This window comes from Streptomyces sp. NPDC008139 (genome assembly GCF_042957025.1).
GTDB lineage: Bacteria > Actinomycetota > Actinomycetes > Streptomycetales > Streptomycetaceae > Actinacidiphila.
The window spans coordinates 81,714-103,134 of sequence record NZ_JBIBHM010000018.1 but is presented as its reverse complement, the minus strand read 5'-3'; the positions used below and the strand labels follow the sequence as shown (position 1 = coordinate 103,134).

The following is a 21,421-nucleotide window of genomic DNA, read 5'->3' as shown; positions in this document are numbered from 1 at the left end:
TGACCAGGCATGAAGGCGCCACCTGTCGGTGAGCGCGCGCGGCCGGAGCCGTGGCGCGGGCGTCGTGATCCCCTCCAACCCCCTGGGGAACGCCGCTTGTCTCGTCAGGCAACGTTGTCTCAGCTGGTCAGACATGTTTCCCCGACCTCGGAAAGGAGCGGTGATGGCCGACTTCGCCAGTCCGGCGCAGTTGTGGGCCGCACGCGACGCCCTGCGTATGCGGGGCGCCGCGGTCAGCCTGCTGACGGACGGCGCGCGGCTGAGCGTCGAGCCCACGGGCGGCCAGGTGGCCGGTGAGGACGGGGACGCCGGGCGTCCCGTGGACGCCGACGTGCTCGAACTGCGCGCCGACGCGGCCACAACGGCCGTACTGCGGCTGGACGTTCCGCTCGGCGACGCGGCGGGTTACTGGCATCCGGGGGCGGGCTGGGACCGACACCTGGTGGCGGACTGGGCCAACCCCTGGCGCACCGTCGGCCTGGTCGACTCCGCGCCGCTGGGCTGCCTGTACGACACGGCGGGCCGCGCGCTGCTGGCCTTCGCGTCCGACCGGATCGCGGCCACCACCCGGGTCAGATTCGGTGTGGGCGAGGAGACGGCCCGCTTCGGGGTGTGGCTCTCGATGGACCTCGCGGCGGGCGAGACCTGTCGGATCCGCGTCCAGGCCCCGGGCCGCCCGTGGGCCGACGCCGTACGGGAGGTGACCGGCGGTCTCGCGGACGCCGAGCCGCTGCCCGTACCCGACGCGGCCCGCGCCCCCGCGTACTCGACCTGGTACTCGATGCACCGCGAGCTGACGGCGACGGGCGTCGAGGCCGAGGCCGTGCTCGCCGCCGAAATGGGCTGCGGGGTGCTGCTGTTGGACGACGGCTGGCAGCTCCACGCGGACGGTCCCGGCTACTCCGGAAGCGGCCAGTGGACCCCGGACCCGGCCAAATTCCCGGACTTCGCCGCGCACGTGAAGACCGTGCAGGGTCTGGACCTGCGGTACGTGGCCTGGATCGCGCCCCTGCTGGTCGGCGAACGCACCCCGGCGTACCAGGAGTTGGCGCAGGTCGCGCCGCACGAGGTGACGCGGCTCGGCTGCCGGGTCCTCGACCCGCGCCGCCCGGCGGCCCGGCGCTTCGCCGTCGACTCCTGCGTCGACCTCGTCCGGCGCTACGGCCTGGACGGGCTCAAGATCGACTTCCTGGACTTCGCGATGGCGTACGCGGCCGAGGAGTACGCGGCTGAGGAACTCGCCGGCGGGGACCACGCGGCCGAGGTCCATGGGGCCGACCGGCTTGCTGTTGAAGAGAACGCCGCAGATGAGAACGTCAGGACCGGCCGCGATGACGGCACCGGTGCGGGCCGTGGTGCCTCCACAGACGCCGGTACCGGTGTCGCCACCGCCGCCGGACCTGACACCGGCGGAGGCACCGGCACCGGTAAGGACACCGGCCGCGGTGTCACCACGGAGGTGTCCGCCGACCCCGCTGCCAAGGACGTCGCCGATGTGGGCCTGGGCATACGGCTGTTGCTCACCGAACTGCGCGAGCGGCTGCGCCAACTGCGCGGCGACGAGCTGCTGATCGAGCTGCGGCAGCCCTACACCGGCCCCGGCATGCGGCGCTTCGGCAACATGCTCCGGGCCGCCGACTGTCCGGCGGACGCCACCGCCAACCGGGTCCGCACGCTGGACACCGGCGTGCTCGCCGGATCGGCGGCGGTCCACTCGGACATGCTGATGTGGGACCCGGCCGCCCCGGCGGAAGCGGCGGCCCGACAGCTGCACTCCGCGCTGTTCTCGGCACCGCAGATCTCCGTCGCGCTGGCCGGACAGAGCGCGGAGCACCGCGCGATGACCGCCTTCTGGCTCGGCGTCCGGCGGACGTACGCCGATGTCCTCGGCCGGGGCGAGATCCGCGCCGGACGCCCCGACCAGCTCCACCAGACGGTGACGGCCGCCCTGGGCCGACGCGCTGTCATCGCCTGCTACGCCGAACACCACGTCGTCCCGCTCCAGTTGGCGGAGTTCACCGAGGTCGCCCTGGTGAACTCCACCGCCGGGTCGCGCGTGGTCCTGGACATCGAGGACCCCGGCGCCGAGCGGCCGGGCGTGGCGGGCATGGCGGGCGTGTCGTGCCAGGACAACGAAGCTCCTGGCGCCGCCGGGCCCGGCGTCCGCGTCCGGCTGGACGTCTTCGACGCCTGCGGCAGAACCGCCGCCTCGGGCCCGCGCACGCTCGGCCCCGGACTCACCCCGATCGCCGTCCCGCCCTCCGGCCTGTGCGTCATCCGGCCGGCGGCACCCGAACAATCCCCGCGCTGAACCCTGGAGAGGACCGACCGTGACAGACAGCCACGCCAGATCCGACCGCACCACCCCGGCGACGCCGACCTCGGCGACGGCCACCCCCGCGGAGGTCTCCCGGCGCAAGGTCGTGGGCTACGGAGCGGCCGCCGTCGCGGGCGCCGCCGCCGCGAGCGCCATGGACTGGGGCCTGGCGCCGAGCGCCCGCGCCGCGGCGCCCGAGAGCACGGCGGCAGCCGCCGCGCTGCCCGTGGTCGCCTTCGGATTCTCCGACCCGACCGGCCTCTACCCGGTGACCGGTACGGCGAAGGCCGCCCCCGACCTGCTCGTGGTCTTCAACCCCACGACGGCGCTCAGCGGTTCGGTCACCTGGTCGATCGCCGCCCGCGCCGGGGCGCCGCTGAACAGCGGCACCACGGCGTTCACCGCCCCGGCCGGTACGCAGACCACCACCACGATCCCGCTGGGCTCGTACGATCCCGACCACTACGCCGTCACGGCCACGGTCACCAACGCCTCCGGTACCCAACTGCTGTCGCAGACGCTCGGGTTGGGCGTGATCCGGCCGACCGTGGCGGGCCGCAGGCCGAACTCCGCGTTCGGGCTGGGCATCCGCTCGGAGTCGACTCCCGCCATCACCCGGCAGATCGCCCAGCGCATCGGCGTCAAGTGGTGCCGGGGCATCGACGCCGTGCAGCCGGATACCGTCTGCCCGTCCCCCGGCGTCTTCTGGCAGCAGCCGCAGATCGACGCGGCGCGGGCCGAGATCGCCGACTGGCACGCCCACGGCATCGAGGCCCTCGCCGGCATCAACTACAACATGTCGTGGAATGTGCAGCCCGGCCCGGACGGCAAGCCGGTGAAGACGTACCAGAACCGGCCCAAGGACCTGGTCGCGCACGCCGAGATGGTCTACCACTGCATCGCGCCGCTCCAGGACCTGGTCCCCAACTGGGAGGTGTGGAACGAGCCGTGGGTGCACGGCTGGGCGTGGATGACCGGTGACGCCCAGGACTACCGCGACATGTGCAAGCTGATCTGGGACCGGGTGAAGCCCGAGTTCCCCGACGTGAATCTGATCGGCGGCGGCTCGGTCACGTACAACCGCGACATCGTGTACGCGCGGGGCTCCAAGGACACGGGCTACATCGACGGCTCGGTGAACCACGCCTACGGCTACCCCGACGCCACGCAGTACGCGATGACCAAGACGCAGGTCAAGATGGACCGCCTCTGGTCGCGCACCCAGGGCCGCGCCGGGCAGTGGCAGACCGAACTGGGCAACGCCGACGCCAACTTCACCCATCTGCCGGCCGGACAGGCCGGGTACGGCGTGGCCCGCACGGTGGCGCCGACGTACCTGCTGCACATGCTCGCGGGCGCCGAGGAGGACTCGCCGATCCGGATCTTCTGGTTCTCGCTGTCCTACGACAAGACCTACTCCGGCGTCGAGTTCAACATCTACGACATCGCCACGAAGTCCCCCAAGCCCGCCGTCGTCGCCTACGCGACCATGACGAGCCTGCTCGAAGACGCCACGCTGGAAGAGGAGTTGTACCCGAACGCCAAGTCGACGTGGGGCTTCCTGTTCCGCGGCGCCGACGGCAAGGGCCGGGCCGCCGTCTACGCCGACCAGCTCTACGACGGCACGATGGAGGACCAGAGCGCCGGGTACAACGGCACCGTCACCCTCAACGGCGCGCAGGGCGTGCGGGTCTACGACTACCTCGGCCGCCGGCTCGCCGACGGGGCGTCGTCGTCCGTCACGCTCCAGGTCAAGCCGTGGGAAGTCCTGTACTTCGACAGCGATCTGAGCCCCGAGGCGCTGAAGTCGGTGCTGACCACGGGTGCCGGCTTCGACTACGACACCCCGCTGAAGGTCGAGGTCCAGTCCTTCACCAAGCCGCTGGGCGCGAGCAGCACCATCGACGTCCTGGTGGAGAACGTCTCGCCGCAGACGCAGAACGCGAAGGTGGTGATCACCCCGCCGTCCGGCTGGCAGGTGTCGCTGTCGGTCTCGCCGTGGATCAGCCTCAAGCCCGGCCAGTCGAAGACGCTGACCTTCCCTGTGACGTCGTTCACGGCCAACTCCGCGAACCAGTACGAGATCGGCTACGACATCACGGTGCCGCGCGGCTCGGCGCAGGTGCACCAGACCGGGACGCGGAAGGTGCAGCTCGCGTATCTGCCGTTCCGTCAGATCACCGTCGGCGGAAGCGCCAGCCAGTGGAACGACGTCGTCCCGGTGACGATGACCAGCACTGGTGCGGCCGGTGACACCAAGACGTACAGCCTCCAGGCCGCCTGGGACGACGGCTTCCTGTACTTCAGGGCGCTGATCGAGGACGATGTCCAGCTCTCCAACGTGCCCTTCGCGGCGAACGAGTACCTCTTCCCGTTCAAGGCGGACAGCATCCAACTCGGCTTCGACGCGGTCGCGCACAAGACCGAGGATCTGCTGGTCGGGGACGCGCACTACGAGAAGTGCCTGCGGTCGCTCTCCCACTTGTACGTCGTCACGCTCGCCACCGGAGGCGTCCCCGAACTGCACCGCCAGCTCGCGCCCGGCACCAACTACCAGACGTACTACCCGACCAACGCGACGCTCCCGACGCCGCTGGGCCCGATGGACGCGAAGCCGGACAGCGGCACCGAGGGCCGGGTGCTGGTGTCGCGGGACGACGTCAACAAGGTGACCAGGTACGAGGTCGCGCTCGCCTGGAGCCAACTCCCCGAGGTGGCAGCCGCGGTGAAGAACGCGCAGCCCGGCGCCGTCACCCCGATGTCCTTCGCCTTCCAGGTGACGGACGCGGGAACCGGCGGTCACGGCGCCACGTACTGGACGACCGTCGCGGAGCCGCCCACGTCCGGCTGCTACAACTTCGCGCCGTTCTGGGGCACCGGCGCCCAGTTCACCGGCGGTCGCGTGGACACCCGCTGGGGCATCGGCAGTTGACCGTCCCCCGCACCCCGTAACGCCTCTTCGCACAGAACCAGGAGCACCCTCCCGTGACCGACCACGCCGCCGATTCCGCCGGACCCGTCAAGGAGTCCGTGCCCGTAGAGCCGCCGTGGGCGCAGCCGTCCGGAGTCCGTATCACCGGGGTCAGAACGATCCTGACCGCTCCCGCGGGCACCACGCTCGTCGTGGTGCGGGTCGACACCAGCGAGCCCGGCCTGTACGGACTCGGCTGCGCGACCTTCACGCAGCGGGCGAAGGCGGTCGCCACGGCGGTCGACGAGTATCTGGCGCCGCAGCTCATCGGCCGCGACCCGGCGGACATCACGGACATCGCGTCGACCCTGCACGTCAGCGGCTACTGGCGGTCGGGCCCCGTGCTCAACAACGCGCTGTCCGGCGTGGACATGGCCCTGTGGGACATCAAGGGCAAGCAGGCGGGACTTCCGGTGTGGCAGCTCCTCGGCGGACGCTGCCGCACCGCGGTCCCGGTGTACGCGCACGCCGCGGGACGGGACGCGGCGGAGGTCACCGACGAGGTGCTGGCCCTGATGGCCGAGGGGTACGGGCACGTCCGCTGCCAGGTGGCGGTGCCCGGCGCGGGCACCTACGGGGCGCCGGCCGCCGCGGCCACCGCCGGCGCCGCCAAGGCGCTGACCCCCAACGCCTGGGACCCGGCGGCCTATCGGCGTACGGTGCGCGGCCTCTTCGAGCACCTGCGGGAGCACGCGGGCTCCGAGGTCGAGCTGATCCACGACGTGCACGAGCGGGTGCACCCCACCGACGCCGTACGGATCGCGGCGGACCTGGAGCCGTACGACCTGTTCTATCTGGAGGACCCGGTCGCGCCCGAGGACATCGAGTGGCTGCGCGTCCTGCGCGGGCGCTCGGTGACCCCGATCGCGATCGGCGAGCTGTTCACCAACCCCGCCGAGTACCGCCCGGTCGTCATGGAGCGGCTGTGCGACTTCATCCGGGTCCATGTGTCGGCGATCGGCGGCATCACCCCGGCGTGGCGGCTCGCCGCCGCCTGCGAGATGTTCGGCGTGCGGACCGCCTGGCACGGCCCCGGCGACGTCTCGCCGGTCGGGCACGCCGCCAACCTCGCCCTCGACCTGGCCGCCCCCAACTTCGGCATCCAGGAACAGCATCTGTTCGGCCCGGCCGCGCGGGAGGTCTTCCCCGGCTGCCCCGAGATCCGCGACGGCCACCTGTGGCCGAGCGACGCGCCCGGTCTCGGCGTCGACCTCGACGAGCGGCTGGCGCTGAAGTACCCGCCCAAGGGCGCGGCGGAGCCCGGCCAGGCGTGGAGGCCGCCGCGGCGGGCCGACGGCGCGCTCCAGCGCCCCTGACGCGCACCGGCCCGCCCGGCACCGACCCCGATCCGCACCCGGCACCGACCCCGATCCGCACTCGAACCGACCCCGATCCGCACTCGAACCGACCCCGAATCGCACTCGAACCGAACTCGAAACGAAGGAGCCCCACCCTCATGCGACCCCGTACCTTCGTCACGCTGCTGGCGGCGACCGCCTGCGTGTCGGCCGCGCTCACCGGCTGCGGCTCCTCCTCGTCCGACAGCGGCGGCGCCACGACCACCCTGACCGTCGCCGAGTGGACCAACCCGGGCGCGATCGAGTTCACGCAGGACCTCAACGCCAAGTTCGAGAAGGCCCATCCGGGCGTGAAGGTCAAGCTCCAGCAGGCGCCGAACAACAACGGCGCCTGGCAGCAGCTCTGGAACAGCCTGCTCCAGTCCAAGTCCGTTGACGTGCTGGCCCTTTCCGCGCCCACCCAGGCGGGCTTCGCGCCCAGCTACACCAGCCTCAAGCCCGCGGGCGCCGCGGCGCTGATCGACGCCGGGCAGATGACCGACCTGTCGGCGCAGCCGTTCATGAAGAACTACGACGCGACGGCCCAGGCCGCCGCGGCCGGGCGCAACGGGAAGGTCTACGGCGTCATGGCCGCGCAGTACGCCGCCGCCGGGTCGATCTGGTACAAGAAGGATCTTCTCGACAAGTACCACATGGGCGTGCCCACCACCTTCCAGGAGTTCCTCGACGACTGCGAGACGCTGAAGAAGGCGGGCAAGACCCCGATCTTCGTGGCCGCGAAGGACAACATGCAGGGCGGGGTGTGGCAGGGCTCGGTGAACCAGACGCTCATGCAGGGCCGCCCGGCCTCTGACTCGGTCAAGGTGTCGAGCGAGCGGGCCGACGCGTTCTGGAAGGGCACGCAGTCCTGGACCGACCAGGTCTACAAGGACGCGGCAGGCCGTTACGAGAAGGTCATGAAGTACATCGAGCCCAACGCGGCCGGTGTCGCCCAGCTCACCGCGCCCGGAGTCTGGGCCGCGAAGTCCGACGACTACCCGTTCCTGCTTGACGGCTCGTGGGACGGCGCGCTCATCCAGAAGGCCAACCCCACGCTCAACCTCGGGTTCTTCACCATGCCCGGCACCGACACCCCGGCGGCCAACCGCCTCATGCTCAAGCCCGACCTGACCTGGATGGTCCCGACGACCGCCAAGCACAAGGATCTGGCCATGGAGTGGCTGACGATGTTCTCCGACCCGGAGAACTACAAGGAGTGGCTGACCAAGACCGGCTCCATCTCCACCCAGCCCGCGCTGAAGAACACCGGACTGCCGTGGATGGACTGGCAGAACGCCCACATGGACGACGCCTTCCAGCAGCTCAGCAACCCGTGGGTGCCCGCGGGCGCGCCCGTGGACGCGGGCGGTCCCGACTTCTCCAAGATGACGCCGATCGGCGGCGACAGCGCCGACACGATCCTCAGCCGCTCGGCGAGCGCGTACCGCAAGTCGGTCGGCAACTGACCACCGCCTCCCAGGCACCATGAGAAAGGAGGCGCGGCGTGGCACGCTGTCCCTTCGGAACCCAACGGACGCGGCGGTTCATTCCCTGGGCCAGCATCGCGATTCCGGGAGCGGGCTGGCTGCTGTTCGGGCTCTACCCGTCCCTGGCCACCATCGGATACTCCTTCACCAGGTACTCCGGGCTCCCGGGCACGCCGCTCAACTTCTGCGGACTGTGCAACTACGACGCGGCGTTCACGTCGCTGTCCACCCAACTGTGGAGCGCCGTACGGGTCACGCTGATCTATGTCATCGGCGTGACCGTGCTCCAGAACGCGATCGGGCTGGGACTGGCCCTGCTGCTCAACCGGCCGGGCCGCTCCCTGACCTTCTACCGCGCGCTGATCTTCATGCCGCAGATCTTCTCCGTCACCGTGGTCGGCGCGGTCTTCTCCCTCATGCTCGACCCGTACTCAGGGCCGGTGGAGAAGGTCGTGCACGGCCTGTTCGGCGTCGACTCCGCCTTCCTCGGGTCGAGTTCACTGGCGCTGTGGCTGGTGATGATGGTGAACGTCTGGATGTTCTCCGGCTACTCGATGCTCATCTACATCGCGGGACTGCGGAACATCCCGCGCTCGGTGTACGAGGCCGCGGCGATGGACGGCGCGGGGCGGTTCCGGGTGTTCCGGCATGTGACGTGGCCGCTGCTGGCCCCGGCCACCACCGTGAACGTCTTCCTCACCGCCATGGCCACGCTGGGCGAGTACGCGCTGATCATGGTGCTCACCGCGGGCAACTTCGGCACCAAGACCCTGGGGTTGTACATGTTCCAGTCCGCGTTCGGCAGCGACAGCCAACTCGGCTACGGCTCGATGCTGGCGATGATCCAGTTCGTGCTGACCGTCGCGATCGGCGGCGTCCTGCTGTACGGCCTGCGCAGGCGGGAGGTCTCGCTGTGACGACCGCCCAGGCGGCCGACGCGTCGCCGTCGTCAGCGCCGAGGACCCCCGCGGCCCCCACCCGGCTCCAGCGGCTGATGTCCGCCAAGACGACCAAGGCGGCGGGGCTGAACCTGCTGTGCTTCGCCATCGCGGCCGGTCTGTTCGCCCTGCCGCTGGTCTACGTCCTGCTCCAGGCGTTCAAGACGTACACCGGATTCCTCCAGAACCCCACCGGGATGCCGCATCCGTGGACCACCGAGAGCTTCTCGGCGGCCTGGAACCAGGGGCACTTCGGACGGCAGATGATCAACAGCCTTGTCTACGCGGTCATCCCCGACGTCGTCACGCTGATCCTCGGCGTCTTCCTGGCCTTCCCCATCTCCCGCGGCTACTTCAAATACTCCAACGGGCTGTACACCTTCTTCATCTTCTCCGGCTTCCTGCCCGGCGGCCTGATCCCGCTGTTCATCGAGGCCAGGACGCTGGGCCTGTACAACAGCATGGTCGGCTACCTGATCCTGACCAGCCTGTCCGGCGCGGGGTTCTTCTTCTTCGTCGGCTACATCAAGGGCATCCCGCGCGAGATCGACGAGGCGGCGGCGCTCGACGGCTGCGGCTACATCCGGTTCATCTTCACCATCATCATTCCGCAGATGAAACCGGCCCTGGCCACGTTCGCGATCTTCGGTTTCGTGCACGCCTGGAACAACCTGATCCTGCCGCTGGTGATGCTGTCGGACTCCGCGCTGTGGCCGGTCACCCGAGGGCTGTACTCGTTCTTCGGCGAGTACTCGCAGAACTGGCCGCTGATCGCGGCGGGCACCTTCATCGTCGCGGCGCCCATCATGCTGCTGTTCATCCTGCTCCAGCGCTACCTCGTCGAAGGCGTCGCGGGCGGCGCGGCGTTCGGCACGCAGGGTGTCGCGCCCGGCTCGTCGGGCGCCGGCGGCGCCGAAGTGGGAGGGGGATCGTGACGTCCGCCGTCACGCACTGGCCGACGGGCGGCGACGAGGTGCGGTTCGTGCTCAGCGACCCCCTCGGCCACCCCGACTTCGCCTGGCCCCGGACGCTGCTGCACTACCCGGTGCGCTGGGCGGCGCCCTCGATACGCGCCGGGCGACTGCGGCTGCTCGACGCGTCCGGCGCGCCGGTGCCCTTCCAACTCACCGAGGCGACCACGGACTCGGAGGGCGACGACGCGTTCCTGACGTCCGCCACCGTCTGCTTCTTCGCCGACCTCGCGCCCGGCGCCCGCCACGAGTTCACCCTGCGCGCGGACGAGACGCTGCCGCCGGCGCGGGGCACCGGGCCGGTCGAGGTCACCGAGGACGGCGACGGCATCGTGGTCGACGGCGGCGCCCTGCGGGTCCGGCTGCCGTCCGCCGGCCGGTTCGCCGTCGGGGACATACCAGGGCCGGTCCGGCAGCTCGACCGAGGGCACGGCTGGGTCGGCAGGTCCGTACTGCGCTGCGGCGCCGAGCGGCTGGACCGCCTCGACGTCCGACTGACCGAGGCCGGACCGCTGTTCGCGACCCACGTCCTCACGTACGTCTTCACCGGCGGCGCCCGTTACACCGCGACCGTCCGGGTGCTGCGGGACTGCGACTTCCTCGAACTGTCCGAGGAAATGGTGTCGTTGGACGCGATTGCGACGACTACTACGGCGGCGACGACGGCGATGGCGTGGGAGCTGGACTGGGAGGGCTGCACGCCCACCCACCGGTTCTCCTCCGCCTGGCCGTTCTCGCAGTCCGCCGCCGACCACGCCGACGCCGGTTCGCCCGAGCTGTACCACTGGCTCGGCATCGACGAGCCCGTCGTCGTCGGCGACTGCGGCGAGGACCCGTCCTTCTCCGGGCCGGGCGGCAGGGAGCACCCCGAGACCGACATGGCCTTCACCGTCGGCCCCTACGCCCCGAGCTTCGCGTGGGACATCCGGCCGCACGCCACCTTCTGGGACGTCGAACAGCGCGACGCCATGGGCGTGTTCGTCCGCGACCACAGCCGGTGGGACGACCGTACGTACTCCTCGTGGGCGTCGGCCGACACCCTCCGCGTCCACTTCCGCCACGACGGCGTCCTGCGCTGGACCTGGCCGCTGCGCACCGGCACCCGCAGCACCGGTATCGCCTTCTACGACCACGAGCGCGACCTGGCGGTGCTGCGCGCGCAGCGGTCGACGGCGTACCAGTCCACGTACGTACGCCATCTCCAGCACTGGCAGGGCACGCTCAGCCTCGACCGGGTCAAGGACTGGAAGCTCACCTACACCGGCAAGCGGCCGGAACCGCTGTGCGGGGAAGGGGAGTTCGGCAGCGCGCGGGAATTCGCCGACGCCCTGCTGACCGGCCCCGAGGGACCCCGGCTGATCGCCCACGGGGTCAACGACGTCGCGGGCTACCTCAACATCGGCCAACGCCCGCTCTACGACCGGCTGCTGGACGGCTACGACCGATTCGCCGGACAGCTCGACGGCGCCGAGCGCGAACGCGTCGACGCCCTGCTCCTGCTGACCGGATACGTCTCGGCGGGCGAGGAGATCGGCCCGCTGCTGCGGATGGCGGGCGGGCATCCCAACTTCATGGCCGACGGCAAGGCGGCGCTGGCCTGCCTGGCCTGGCTCTTCCCCGAGCACGAGGCGGCGGGGGAGTGGCTGGACCAGTTCGAACGGTTCGCCGAGCTGTCCGGCGTGTTCCACACCCGCCCGGCGCTGCCCTCCCGCCGCGCACGGCCGGGCCGGTGGACCGAGAGCCTGGCCACCTACGTGTGGGCGTATCTGCGGCCCCTCGGCCAGGGCAACCACCTGGCGCGGGAGGCCGACGGCCGCAACCGGGCCGTCACCCCCGAACTCGCCGCCCTCGGCGACTGGTTGGTCAACGCGCTGACCGCGCCGGTCGACGTCACCGGCACCGGCGAGCTGCGGCGGCTGCACCCCGCGCAAGGAGCGCACGCCTACTGGCCGCGCCGCCCTCCCATCGAGATGCGGCTGCTCGGCGAGACCCTGCACCGCTACCGGCCCCTGGTCGCCGAACACCTGCTGTGGGGCAGCGACCCCGCCGCCCGGCGCCTGGACAGCCCGCACGACGCACCCGACCCCTGGCGCGTCACCGTGCGCACCGAGGGCAACCCCGGCACCAACCCCCGTCTGCGCAGCGCCAAATACACCGGATACGGGATCACCCTGCGCGCCGACGTCGACCGGCCGGGCGAGGTCGCGGTCTTCCTCCAGCAGGTGGACCGCGGCCCCAACTACCGCTGGGGCATCGCCGACGACAACGGGAGCGGCCACCTCTACTACTACGCGGCGGGCGCCTCCTACAGCGGCCACGGCCCCGAGGACGCCGGGGACCGCCGCGTGCCCGACGCGACCTTCGCGACCTCCTGCGCGGTCTGGAAGGACGGCGCCTTCCGCGGCATCGGCTGCCACACCCTCGACCGGCCGATGTACGACCTGGGCGGCGCGCAGTACGCGGAGATCGTCCCCGATCCCGACGGCCCGGTCGGCGACCTGTACCTCGGCCGCAGTGTGCTGCTCGTCGGCACCGACTACCTCGTCACGTACGACTCCTTCGCGCCCGACCAGCGCATGGTGTGGACCTGGTCGGTGCTCACCGAGGCCACCGGGCACGACGCCAACAGCTACACCCACCTGCCCGAGCGGATGCCGTTCATCCACCTCGTACGCGGGGTGCGCGAGGACGGCACGGCGGGAGCAGGCGGCGCGGCAGGCCAGGGCGGCGCGGTGCGGGAGGCCGGCGCGCTCGGGGGCGCCTTCGCCACCGACGTCACGCACGGCGTACGCCTCGAAGGCCGCGCCGACGGGGCAAACGGCAACACGCTCGCGGTCGTGAGCCACCGCGACGACCTGGTGGTCGACCCCGCCGCCGACACGCCCTGGGGCGCCAGGATCCGCACCCCGCACAGCCTCGACGTCGTCTTCCGGCACCAGTCCGCCAGGCCCTACGAACCGGCCGCCGTCGAATTCGCCGAGGACGGGCTGCGGTTCACGGGGACGGCGGGCACGATCCGGCTCTTCGACAGCGGGCGCCGCGAACTGACGCTCTTTCACGGCAGCGCCATCGGCACCGAGGACGTCCTGCTGACGACCGACGACCGCGACCTGGGCATCAGCATCGGCTACCTCCACCCCACGGAGCTGCGCGGCACGTACGACGCGCAGACGGACACCGGGATCACCCTGCGCCTGCCCGCCGGGCTCGACGCCTCGGCGGACTTCTGCGTGGACGGCGCACCGCTGCGCCCGCTCGACCGGACGCACGACACCGTGCGGCTGGCGCTCCCACGAGGCCGCCACGCATGGGAGTTGACCGCGCGCCGCCCGGAACCGGTGCCGCCGCGGGTGATCCGTACCGAGACCGTCCCCGGCGGCGCCGTCGTGCACTTCACCCCCGTCGCCGCGGCCGACTCCTACCTGCTCGAACTCAGCACGGACGGCGGTCTGACCTGGGCACCGGCCGTCGCCGCCGCCGACACCCCCGGACTCCTGAGCGGACTGTCCGACGGCGTGAAGTACCACGTCAGGGTCGCCGCGAGGAACACCGACCGGTTGGGCCTTCCCGGCGCCGACTACCCGGTCTACGCGACCGGCCGGGCGCCGGAGCCGCCGGACGGCCTGAAGGTCAGGCTCAACGACGGCGCGGTGAGCGTCAGTTGGGGCGAGGTGCTGGGCGCCGGACGGTACCGGCTGTACCGGCGGCGCAAGGGCGAGGCCGACTTCCGCGAGGTCTTCGCGGGCACGGCCTTCGCGTACGTCGACCGCGTGCCCGGTGTCGTACCGGCGACCGGCGATCCGCGCGGGTCGGACGGTGCTCGCGGCGGCGGGAGGCCGGGGCAGGCGCCCGTCCTGGAGTACGCGGTGGCCGCCGAGAACGGAAACGGTACTGGCCCCATGTCGCCCCCCGTCGACACCGACCCCGGCAGCTGGCGGCACTGGAATCCACCGGTCGACGTCGCCTTCCGCCGTCACCACGCCTACAACCAGCCGCCGTACGCCCCCGCCTCCGCGACCCCGCGGCCCTACGACGAACAGCGCCCGCCCGCCCAACTGCCCGACGCCTTGGACCCGTTGGAGCGGACATGGTGACGGCGCAGCGCATCCTGATCACCGGGGCCGCGGGCCGCATCGGCCGGGCGCTGCGCCCGCGCATGGCGCGGCCGGGACGCACACTCCGGCTGCTGGACATCGCCGAGATCCAGCCGCCAGCGCCGGGCGAGGCCGTGGAGACCGTACGCGCCTCGTTCACCGACCCGGACGCGATCGACGCCGCCTGCCGGGGTGTCGACGCGGTGCTCCACCTCGGGGGACTGGCCGGGGAGGCGCCCTGGGAGCGCATTCGGGAGATCAACATCGACGGCACGCAGCGGATGCTGGAGGCCGTGCGCCGCCAGGGCGTGCCGCGGGTGGTGCTCGCCTCCAGCATCCACGCGGCGGGATTCCGTACGCGGGAGGACGCCGTGCCCGTACGGGAGGCGGGCGCTGCCGTAGGGGCCCCCGCCGCTGGGCGCGCCGAACTGCCCGCGGACATCGCACCGCGCCCCGACACGTTCTACGGCGCGGGGAAGGCCGCGGTGGAGGCGCTCGGCGCGCTCTACCGGAGCCGCTTCGGCATCGACGTCACCTGCCTGCGGATCGGCGCCTTCCGGCCGCGCCCGCTCGCTCCTGAGGACCTGGCCGCCTGGCTGTCGCCGGACGACGCGGCCCGGTTGGTGGAGGCGTGTCTGCGCGCGGAGCCCGCCGGATTCCGGATGCTGTGGGGCATCTCCCGTAACACCCGCCGGTGGTGGTCCCTCGCGGAAGGGGAGGCCATCGGCTACCACCCCCGGGACGACGCCGAGGAGCACCTGGCCGCGCTCCTGGAGTGCGGGTCCTTCGGTCCCGCGGACTTCGATCCGGCGGCCGACCGCAACTTCCACGTCGGCGCCAATTTCTGCACTATGCCGTTGGGCTGACGACAAGGGCCTGCCGTCGGCAGCAAGCTCGGACGGCAACAGTTTTCGGTCATCCGGCCGCGCAGGCGCTCCGGTTGGCGAACACCGTGGGACTGGAGAGGGAACGTATGAGTGAGGAACACGCCGGTCGCGTCGCGCTGGTCACCGGCGGATCGAGCGGTATCGGCCGCGCCGCCGCGGAACTGCTGGCCGCGTCGGGAACCGCTGTCGCCGTCTGCGGTGTGGACGCCGACGACACGGAGAAGACGGCCGCGGCCATCGCGGAGGCGGGCGGCCGGGCGCTGCCCGTCGTCGCGGACGTCTCGGACCCCGGTGCGGTCGCCGAGGCGGTGGCGCGGACCGTGAGCGAGTACGGCGGACTCGACGTGCTGGTGACCTCCGCGGGCATCCAGCGCTACGGGACGGTCGCCGACACCGACGAGAAGACCTGGGACGAGGTGTTCGCCGTCAACGTCAAGGGGGTGTTCCTGACCGCCCGCGCCGCCCTGCCCCACCTGCGGCGCAGCGCCTCCGGCGGCTCCGTCGTCGTGGTCTCGTCCGTGCAGTCGCGCGCCGCGCAGTCCAACGTGGCCGCCTACGCGGCGGCGAAGGGCGCGCTGAACGCGCTGGTCCGGTCGATGGCCGTGGACGAGGCCCCCTTCGGGGTACGGGTCAACGCGGTCTGCCCCGGCTCCGTCGACACCCCGATGCTGCGCCATTCCGCGGCACGGTTCAGCGACGGCAGCGACGAAGGGGTGCAGCGACTGCTCGGGGAGTGGGGCCGCAGCCACCCGATAGGGCGCATAGCCCAGCCCCGCGAGGTCGCCGAGGTGATCGCCTTCCTGGCCGGCACCCGCGCCGGATTCGTCACCGGCACGGACATCCCGGTCGACGGCGGTGTCCTCGCGGCCCTGGCCGTCACCCTCCCCCAGGACGCCCCGGAGCCCCCCGCGACAGCCTGAGCCCACGGCCGGACCGATAGCGGTGACGAGGGAGCGGGGGCCCTTGTCGGCACGGTGAAGTCGGTCGCCGCGCGCAGCGACCGGTGCCGGGCGGCCCCGTCGGCGTCCCGGCAGAGAGCGCGAGCCGTTGCTCTACGGCCTGCGGGCGGGCGGCGGTTGAAGGGTGGGCCAGCGGGTGAGCATCGCTTCGCGCATCGCGGGGGCCAGACGGCCGAGAGCCGGCAGGCGGCCCTCCTGGGCGGTCATGCGGCCGACGACGCCGAGCCTGTGGACCAGCCGCTGACGGGCCGTCACCGTGCCCCACTCCCAGTCCTGGTGAGGAATCAGGGCCAGGCGGTCGGTGGTCCCGCGCTCGGCCCGCTGCACCAGCGCGTCACCGCGCAGCAGCCAACCGGCGCAGGCGTCGGTGAGATCACCCGGGACGTCCGTGCCCGTCGCCAGGCGCCAGGCGTCGCGATACGCGGCCTCCGCCGCTTCCAACAGCGGGGGAGCGGGGGCGGTGACGCACCAGCAGGTGGGGAAACCGACGCGCAGATAGGCGAGTTCGACGATCCCGTCGCCCAACGCGGCCTGCTCGAAGTCGATGAACCTGACGCCGTCGTCGGTGTGCATGTCGTTGCCGGGGCACGGGTCGCCATGCAGCAGAGCGCGGCCCCGCGCCCGCGACGTACGGTCCACGAGGCCGTCCAACTCGCCGCGTACGGCGGGCGGTACGGCGGCGCCGAGGGCCTGGGCGAGGGCGAGGAAGGAGCCGACGTCCGTGTGCGCCGGGCCCGGCCAGGCGGGGAGTACGTCCGAGCCGTCGCCGTCGCCGTCGCCGTCGCCGTCGCCGACGTCCGCATCGCCGCTGGTCGCCGCGTGGAGCCGGGCCAGTGCTCCGGCGTAGTCGACGATCCACTCCTCGCGCGGCGGCCGGTGCTCCACGTACTCCAGCACCAGCACCCGCTCCCGCGCGTCGGTGCCCAGCAGCGCCGGCACGACCGGCGGATCGACCCGGCCCGCGAGCCGGAGCGCGGCCACCTCGCGGGCGTACCTCTCGTCGGCCTCGGGCGCGTCGACAAGTTGCTTGACCACCACGGGAGTTCCGGACAGCTCGGCCCGCCACACCCGCGAGCGCGGACTGCTCCCCAGCCTGCGGCCCCGACGGGGCGTCCCCAACTCGTCCCGCAACTTCTCCCCGAGGGGCAGCCGTGACCGCATGGCGGCATCCTCGCACGGGCGGGGACGACACCCGGAGCGATTGACGGCGCGGCGGCCCCGCCCGGTTCGTGGCGGTCCCCGCCCATGACATTCGTCATGAACAGTCATGACAGACCACACGGCCCGAAGCGCCGACGGGCGGACAGCCTTGAGACATGGACACAGTCATCGAAACCACCGGCCTGCGGCGGAGCTACAGCGGCTTCGAGGCCGTACGCGGCGTCGACATCAGCGTGGGGCGGGGCGAGCTGTTCGCCCTGCTGGGGACGAACGGCGCGGGCAAGACCTCGACGCTGGAGATCCTGGAGGGGCAGGCGCCCGCCGGCTCGGGAACCGTACGGGTGCTGGGCGCCGACCCCTACCGCGAGCGTGCCGCGGTGCGACCCCGTATCGGAGTGATGCTCCAGGAGGGCGGCTTCCCCACCGAGCTGACCGTCGCGGAGACCGTCGACATGTGGGCGGGCTGCACCAGCGGCGCCCGGCCCGTGGCGGAGGCCCTGGAGCTGACGCGGCTGGAGCAGCGGCGCGGGGTCCGGGTCAAGCAGCTCTCCGGCGGCGAGCGGCGCCGCCTCGACCTCACGCTCGCGCTGCTCGGACGGCCCGAGGTGCTCTTCCTCGACGAGCCCACCACCGGTCTCGACGCCCAGTCCCGGCACGCCACCTGGGAGCTGATCGGAGAGCTGAAGCGGCAGGGCACCACGGTGCTGCTCACCACGCACTACCTCGAAGAGGCGGAGCAGTTGGCGGACCGGCTGGCCATCATGCACGCGGGCCGGATCGCCAGCACCGGACGCGTCGCGGACGTGGTCGCCGAGCGGCCCGCGCGGATCACCTTCGAACTGCCCTGGGGCCGCTTCCCCGCCGACCTGCCGCCGCTGCGGTCGATCGGCGTCACCGCACACGACGTCACCGGGCAGAAGATGCGCCTGGAGACCCGCGACCTCCAGCACACCACCACCGAGCTGCTGTGCTGGGCCCGTGACCAGGGCGTCGAACTGACCGGCCTCGACGTCCGTTCCGCGTCACTGGAAGAGGCGTTCATGGACATCGCCAAGGACCTCGACCACCGGGACGAGCACCGGGACGAGCACCGTGGCGGCGACCGCACAGAGCAGCGATCCGACCGCCGAGCCGACCACCGGGCCGACCACCGGGCCACCCACCGGGCCGACGACCGCCAGGAGACGACGCGATGACCTCCGCGACCACGACGACCACCGCGCCCACGGACACCGCGCGCCGGTCCCGTAAGAGCACCGAACGCCTGGCCGCGCTCGGCCGCGCCGAACTGATCCTGCTGGTCCGCAGCAAGGCCGCCCTCATGACGGCCCTCGTCCTGCCCGGTGTCATCGCCGTGTCGATGCGCAGCGCCGTGAAGAGCCTGGACCTGGGCGACACCGGCCTGTCCGTCGCCACCGTGCTGGTGCCGGGTGCGCTCGGCATGGCGCTGTTCTTCGCGATCTACACCAACATGGTCGGCGTGTACGTCACCCGCCGCGAGAGCCTTGTCCTCAAGCGGCTCCGCTCGGGAGAGGTCCGCGACGCCGAGATCCTGACCGGCGGCGCGCTGCCCGCGGTCCTGATGGCGGTCGTGCAGTCCCTGCTGCTCGGCGTCGGACTCGCCGTCCTGCTCGACATGCCCGCCCCGGAGGCACCTCACCTGCTGATCCTCGGCCTGCTCCTCGGTATCGTGCTGCTGGTCGTGGGCGCCGCGCTCACCGCCGCCTTCACCCAGACGGCTGAGAGCGCCCAACTGACCTTTCTGCCGTTCATGCTGCTGAGCATGGCCGGTTCCGGGATGTTCCTGCCCCGCGACACCCTGCCGGACGCGATGGCGCGCATCGGTGCGTTCCTGCCGTTCACCCCGGTCATGGACCTGTTGCGCGGCGGCTGGACGGGGAATGTGGACGGGACGGACCAGCTCCGACTCACTCTCACGGCGCTGGTGTGGATCGGTGTGGCCGTGCTCGGCGTACGCAAGTGGTTCCGTTGGGAGCCTCGGCACTGAGTGCCGGGCGTCGGCTCCGAGCGCCGAACCTCGGCGCTGGGCACCCGCGCGGCCGACGAGAAGGCCGGGCGCGCACGGCGTCGGAAACGTAGGACTCGAAGGACCGTAGGACTCAAAGGACTGAAGGGACGAAGGGGCGACGGTGACTGCGGGAACCACAGGGACCACGACGGGACCCAGGGGAACGGCCGGGCTGGCGAGCGTGCAGAGTTGGGTGGAGTGGCTCGGCCACCGGCACGGCACGGACCGCTACCGTCGCTACACCCTGAACTCCCTCTCCTGCTTCGCCCTGTTCGAGGCGGGCCTGTGGACGCTGTGGGTCGTCACGAACGACGTGGGCCCGCTGTGGATCGCGGTCGCGGTCCTGGGCGCGGCCCACGTCGTCGTCCAGGCGCTGCTCTCCCGCGCCGGACTCCGCGCCTACATCGGCCTGGCGCCCCGGCCGTACCTGCTGGCCGCGCTCTACACCGCCGTCACGGTCGCCGCCGTCGCGGTCGGCTGCGTGTTGCAGGCGAGGGACCGCGTCGAGGGGAAGGACCTCGCGCCGTACGTGCTGTGGCTGATGACGTTCTACGCGGGCCCGCCCATGCTGGCGCTGTCCCTGCGGGCGGGAACGGCCCTGGTCTCGGCCGTCACACTGGGCTCGCTGGTCGCCGTCTTCGCGACCGGACTGCGCGGGGAGTCGCTGGCGGTGGTCGTCGGCGGGACCCTGTTCCTCGTCCCGTTCATGGCCCTCGCCCTGCGGGCCTCCGGCTGGAGCGTGCTCTTGATTGAGGAGCTGGCCGCGGCCCGCGGGACCCAGGCCCGCCTGGCCGTGGCCGAGGAACGCCTGCGCTTCGGCCGCGACCTGCACGACATCCTGGGACGCAACCTCGCCGTGGTGGCGCTGAAGAGCGAACTGGCGGCGAAGCTCGCGGAACGCGGCAGCCCCGAGGCCGTCGACCTGATGTACGAGGTGCAGCACATCGCGCAGGACAGCCAGCGCGAGATCCGTTCCGTCGTGCGCGGATACCGCACCGCGGACCTGCACACCGAACTCGCGGGGGCCCGCGAGGTCCTGAAGGCCGCCGGGATTCCCTGCCGTATCAGCGACGGTCCCGCCGCCCGCCTCCCGGACGACATCCAGACCGCGCTCGGCTGGGTCATCCGCGAGGCCGTCACCAATGTGCTGCGCCACGCCCAGCACGCCACCCGCTGCGAGGTGTCCCTGCGCGACACCGGCGAGGGCGCTGTCACGCTGGTCGTGGAGAACGACGGCAGCGACCACCGGGGCGGGCGCGGCCACCGCGCGGGGAGCACGGGAGGCGGGAACGGGCCCGCCACCACGGCGGGTAGCCGTACGGCGGACGCGGCCTCCGCGGACGGGACCACACCCGCCGGAAGCGGTCTCGCCGGACTCGAAGAGCGTCTGACGCAGCTTCAGGGCACACTCACGACCAGCGAACGCTCCGGCGGCGTCTTCCGCCTGACCGTGACCATCCCGTGGGAGGAAACACCATGATCAGGGTCCTGCTCGCCGACGACGAGCACCTCATCCGCGGAGCGCTCGCCTCGCTGCTCGCCCTGGAGGACGACATCCTCGTCGCCGCCGAGGCGGGCTCCGGCGACGAGGCCCTCGCCATGGCACGGGCCCACCGGCCGGATGTCGCCGTTCTCGACCTCCAGATGCCGCGCGGCGACGGAATCAGCGTCGCGCAACACCTGCGCGCCGAACTCCCCGACTGCGCGACGATGATCGTGACCAGCCACGCCGGGGCCGGGGCCCTCAAGCGCGCCCTGAGCGCGGGCGTGCGCGGCTTCGTACCCAAGACCGTCTCCGCGCAGCAGCTCGCCCGCATCATTCGTACCGTGCACGACGGCGGACGCTACGTCGACCAGGAGCTGGCCGCCGACGCCATCACCGCGGGCGACTCCCCGCTGACGCCCCGCGAGGCGGAACTGCTCGCCATGGCCGAGGAGGGGGCGCCCGTCGCCGACATCGCCGCCCGCGCGATGCTCTCGGTCGGCACCGTACGCAACCACCTGTCGTCCGCCGCCACCAAGGTCGGCGCCGAGAACCGCCATGTCGCGGCGCGCCTCGCCCGCGAGCGCGGCTGGCTGTGACCGCACAGCGCACCGGAAACCGCGGGCGGGTGCCGCAGGAGGTCAGGGCCCGGTCACCCGCAGAAGATGAAGGTCACCTCCACGGTCGTCTCGATCGCCCCGCCGAAGCCGGCGTCCCCGGCAACCAGGCCGCCCTCGACGCGGGCCTCCACGAGTGGGCCCACCGCCTCAAGGACACCGCCGAGGCC

The 21,421-nt window shown here is 72.1% G+C and carries 14 protein-coding genes; 13 read left to right on the top strand and 1 reads right to left on the bottom strand.

Annotated elements, in window-relative coordinates; all coding sequences use genetic code 11:
* Positions 1-163: 163 nt before the first annotated feature.
* From ACFZBB_RS31195 to ACFZBB_RS31155, 9 genes are all read left to right on the top strand, one after another.
* The gene (locus ACFZBB_RS31195; protein ID WP_391129440.1) at positions 164-2,311 is read left to right on the top strand and encodes an alpha-galactosidase; all 2,148 of its coding nucleotides are present in this window, start codon (positions 164-166) and stop codon (positions 2,309-2,311) included.
* Positions 2,312-2,330: 19 nt separating this feature from the next.
* On the top strand, positions 2,331-5,249 hold the full coding sequence (locus ACFZBB_RS31190; RefSeq protein ID WP_391129437.1) for a hypothetical protein: 2,919 nt from the start codon (positions 2,331-2,333) through the stop codon (positions 5,247-5,249).
* 53 nt (positions 5,250-5,302) lie between these two features.
* Positions 5,303-6,604 carry an enolase C-terminal domain-like protein gene (locus tag ACFZBB_RS31185; RefSeq protein ID WP_391129434.1) on the top strand — a complete coding sequence of 434 codons (1,302 nt, stop codon included), beginning with the start codon at positions 5,303-5,305 and terminating at the stop codon, positions 6,602-6,604.
* A 140-nt stretch (positions 6,605-6,744) separates the two neighbouring features.
* Entirely contained in the window at positions 6,745-8,091 is a 1,347-nt protein-coding gene (locus ACFZBB_RS31180) for an extracellular solute-binding protein (protein ID WP_391129431.1), read from the top strand.
* 38 nt (positions 8,092-8,129) lie between these two features.
* Complete coding sequence (locus ACFZBB_RS31175) at positions 8,130-9,029, top strand: sugar ABC transporter permease (protein ID WP_355333125.1); 900 nt, start codon at positions 8,130-8,132, stop codon at positions 9,027-9,029.
* On the top strand, positions 9,026-9,985 hold the full coding sequence (locus ACFZBB_RS31170; RefSeq protein WP_391129428.1) for an ABC transporter permease subunit: 960 nt from the start codon (positions 9,026-9,028) through the stop codon (positions 9,983-9,985). Before ACFZBB_RS31175 ends, ACFZBB_RS31170 begins: the two co-directional genes overlap by 4 nt.
* Positions 9,982-14,115 (top strand): hypothetical protein, encoded by a 4,134-nt coding sequence (locus tag ACFZBB_RS31165; RefSeq protein WP_391129425.1) that lies wholly within the window; start codon positions 9,982-9,984, stop codon positions 14,113-14,115. Before ACFZBB_RS31170 ends, ACFZBB_RS31165 begins: the two co-directional genes overlap by 4 nt.
* On the top strand, positions 14,109-14,981 hold the full coding sequence (locus ACFZBB_RS31160; RefSeq protein ID WP_391129422.1) for an NAD-dependent epimerase/dehydratase family protein: 873 nt from the start codon (positions 14,109-14,111) through the stop codon (positions 14,979-14,981). Before ACFZBB_RS31165 ends, ACFZBB_RS31160 begins: the two co-directional genes overlap by 7 nt.
* A 107-nt stretch (positions 14,982-15,088) precedes the next feature.
* Positions 15,089-15,922, top strand: a complete 834-nt coding sequence (locus ACFZBB_RS31155; RefSeq protein ID WP_391129419.1) for a glucose 1-dehydrogenase — start codon at positions 15,089-15,091, stop codon at positions 15,920-15,922.
* Between the two features lie 132 nt (positions 15,923-16,054).
* On the opposite strand, the gene ACFZBB_RS31150 is transcribed toward ACFZBB_RS31155, so the two are convergent.
* Positions 16,055-17,122, bottom strand: coding sequence for a phosphotransferase (locus ACFZBB_RS31150; protein ID WP_391129416.1), 1,068 nt, complete (start codon positions 17,120-17,122; stop codon positions 16,055-16,057).
* A 155-nt stretch (positions 17,123-17,277) separates the two neighbouring features.
* On the opposite strand from ACFZBB_RS31150, the gene ACFZBB_RS31145 reads away from it, so the two are divergent.
* The 4 genes from ACFZBB_RS31145 (at position 17,278) to ACFZBB_RS31130 (ending at position 21,233) form a co-directional block, all read left to right on the top strand.
* Positions 17,278-18,318 (top strand): ATP-binding cassette domain-containing protein, encoded by a 1,041-nt coding sequence (locus ACFZBB_RS31145; protein ID WP_391129413.1) that lies wholly within the window; start codon positions 17,278-17,280, stop codon positions 18,316-18,318.
* A complete protein-coding gene (locus tag ACFZBB_RS31140; RefSeq protein ID WP_391129410.1) occupies positions 18,315-19,130 on the top strand; it encodes an ABC transporter permease in 816 nt (271 codons plus the stop codon). Before ACFZBB_RS31145 ends, ACFZBB_RS31140 begins: the two co-directional genes overlap by 4 nt.
* Before the next feature lie 142 nt (positions 19,131-19,272).
* The gene (locus ACFZBB_RS31135) at positions 19,273-20,631 is read left to right on the top strand and encodes a histidine kinase (protein ID WP_391129407.1); all 1,359 of its coding nucleotides are present in this window, start codon (positions 19,273-19,275) and stop codon (positions 20,629-20,631) included.
* Positions 20,628-21,233, top strand: a complete 606-nt coding sequence (locus ACFZBB_RS31130) for a response regulator (protein ID WP_391129405.1) — start codon at positions 20,628-20,630, stop codon at positions 21,231-21,233. Before ACFZBB_RS31135 ends, ACFZBB_RS31130 begins: the two co-directional genes overlap by 4 nt.
* Positions 21,234-21,421: the final 188 nt, after the last annotated feature.

Excerpts from the sequence above, each read along its gene's own strand:
- ACFZBB_RS31145 (WP_391129413.1), top strand. The coding sequence starts at position 17,278 with ATGGACACAGTCATCGAAACCACCGGCCTGCGGCGGAGCTACAGCGGC.
- ACFZBB_RS31150 (WP_391129416.1), bottom strand. The coding sequence starts at position 17,122 with ATGCGGTCACGGCTGCCCCTCGGGGAGAAGTTGCGGGACGAGTTGGGG.
- ACFZBB_RS31160 (WP_391129422.1), top strand. The coding sequence starts at position 14,109 with ATGGTGACGGCGCAGCGCATCCTGATCACCGGGGCCGCGGGCCGCATC.
- ACFZBB_RS31180 (WP_391129431.1), top strand. The coding sequence starts at position 6,745 with ATGCGACCCCGTACCTTCGTCACGCTGCTGGCGGCGACCGCCTGCGTG.
- ACFZBB_RS31195 (WP_391129440.1), top strand. The coding sequence starts at position 164 with ATGGCCGACTTCGCCAGTCCGGCGCAGTTGTGGGCCGCACGCGACGCC.
- ACFZBB_RS31140 (WP_391129410.1), top strand. The coding sequence starts at position 18,315 with ATGACCTCCGCGACCACGACGACCACCGCGCCCACGGACACCGCGCGC.
- ACFZBB_RS31155 (WP_391129419.1), top strand. The coding sequence starts at position 15,089 with ATGAGTGAGGAACACGCCGGTCGCGTCGCGCTGGTCACCGGCGGATCG.
- ACFZBB_RS31130 (WP_391129405.1), top strand. The coding sequence starts at position 20,628 with ATGATCAGGGTCCTGCTCGCCGACGACGAGCACCTCATCCGCGGAGCG.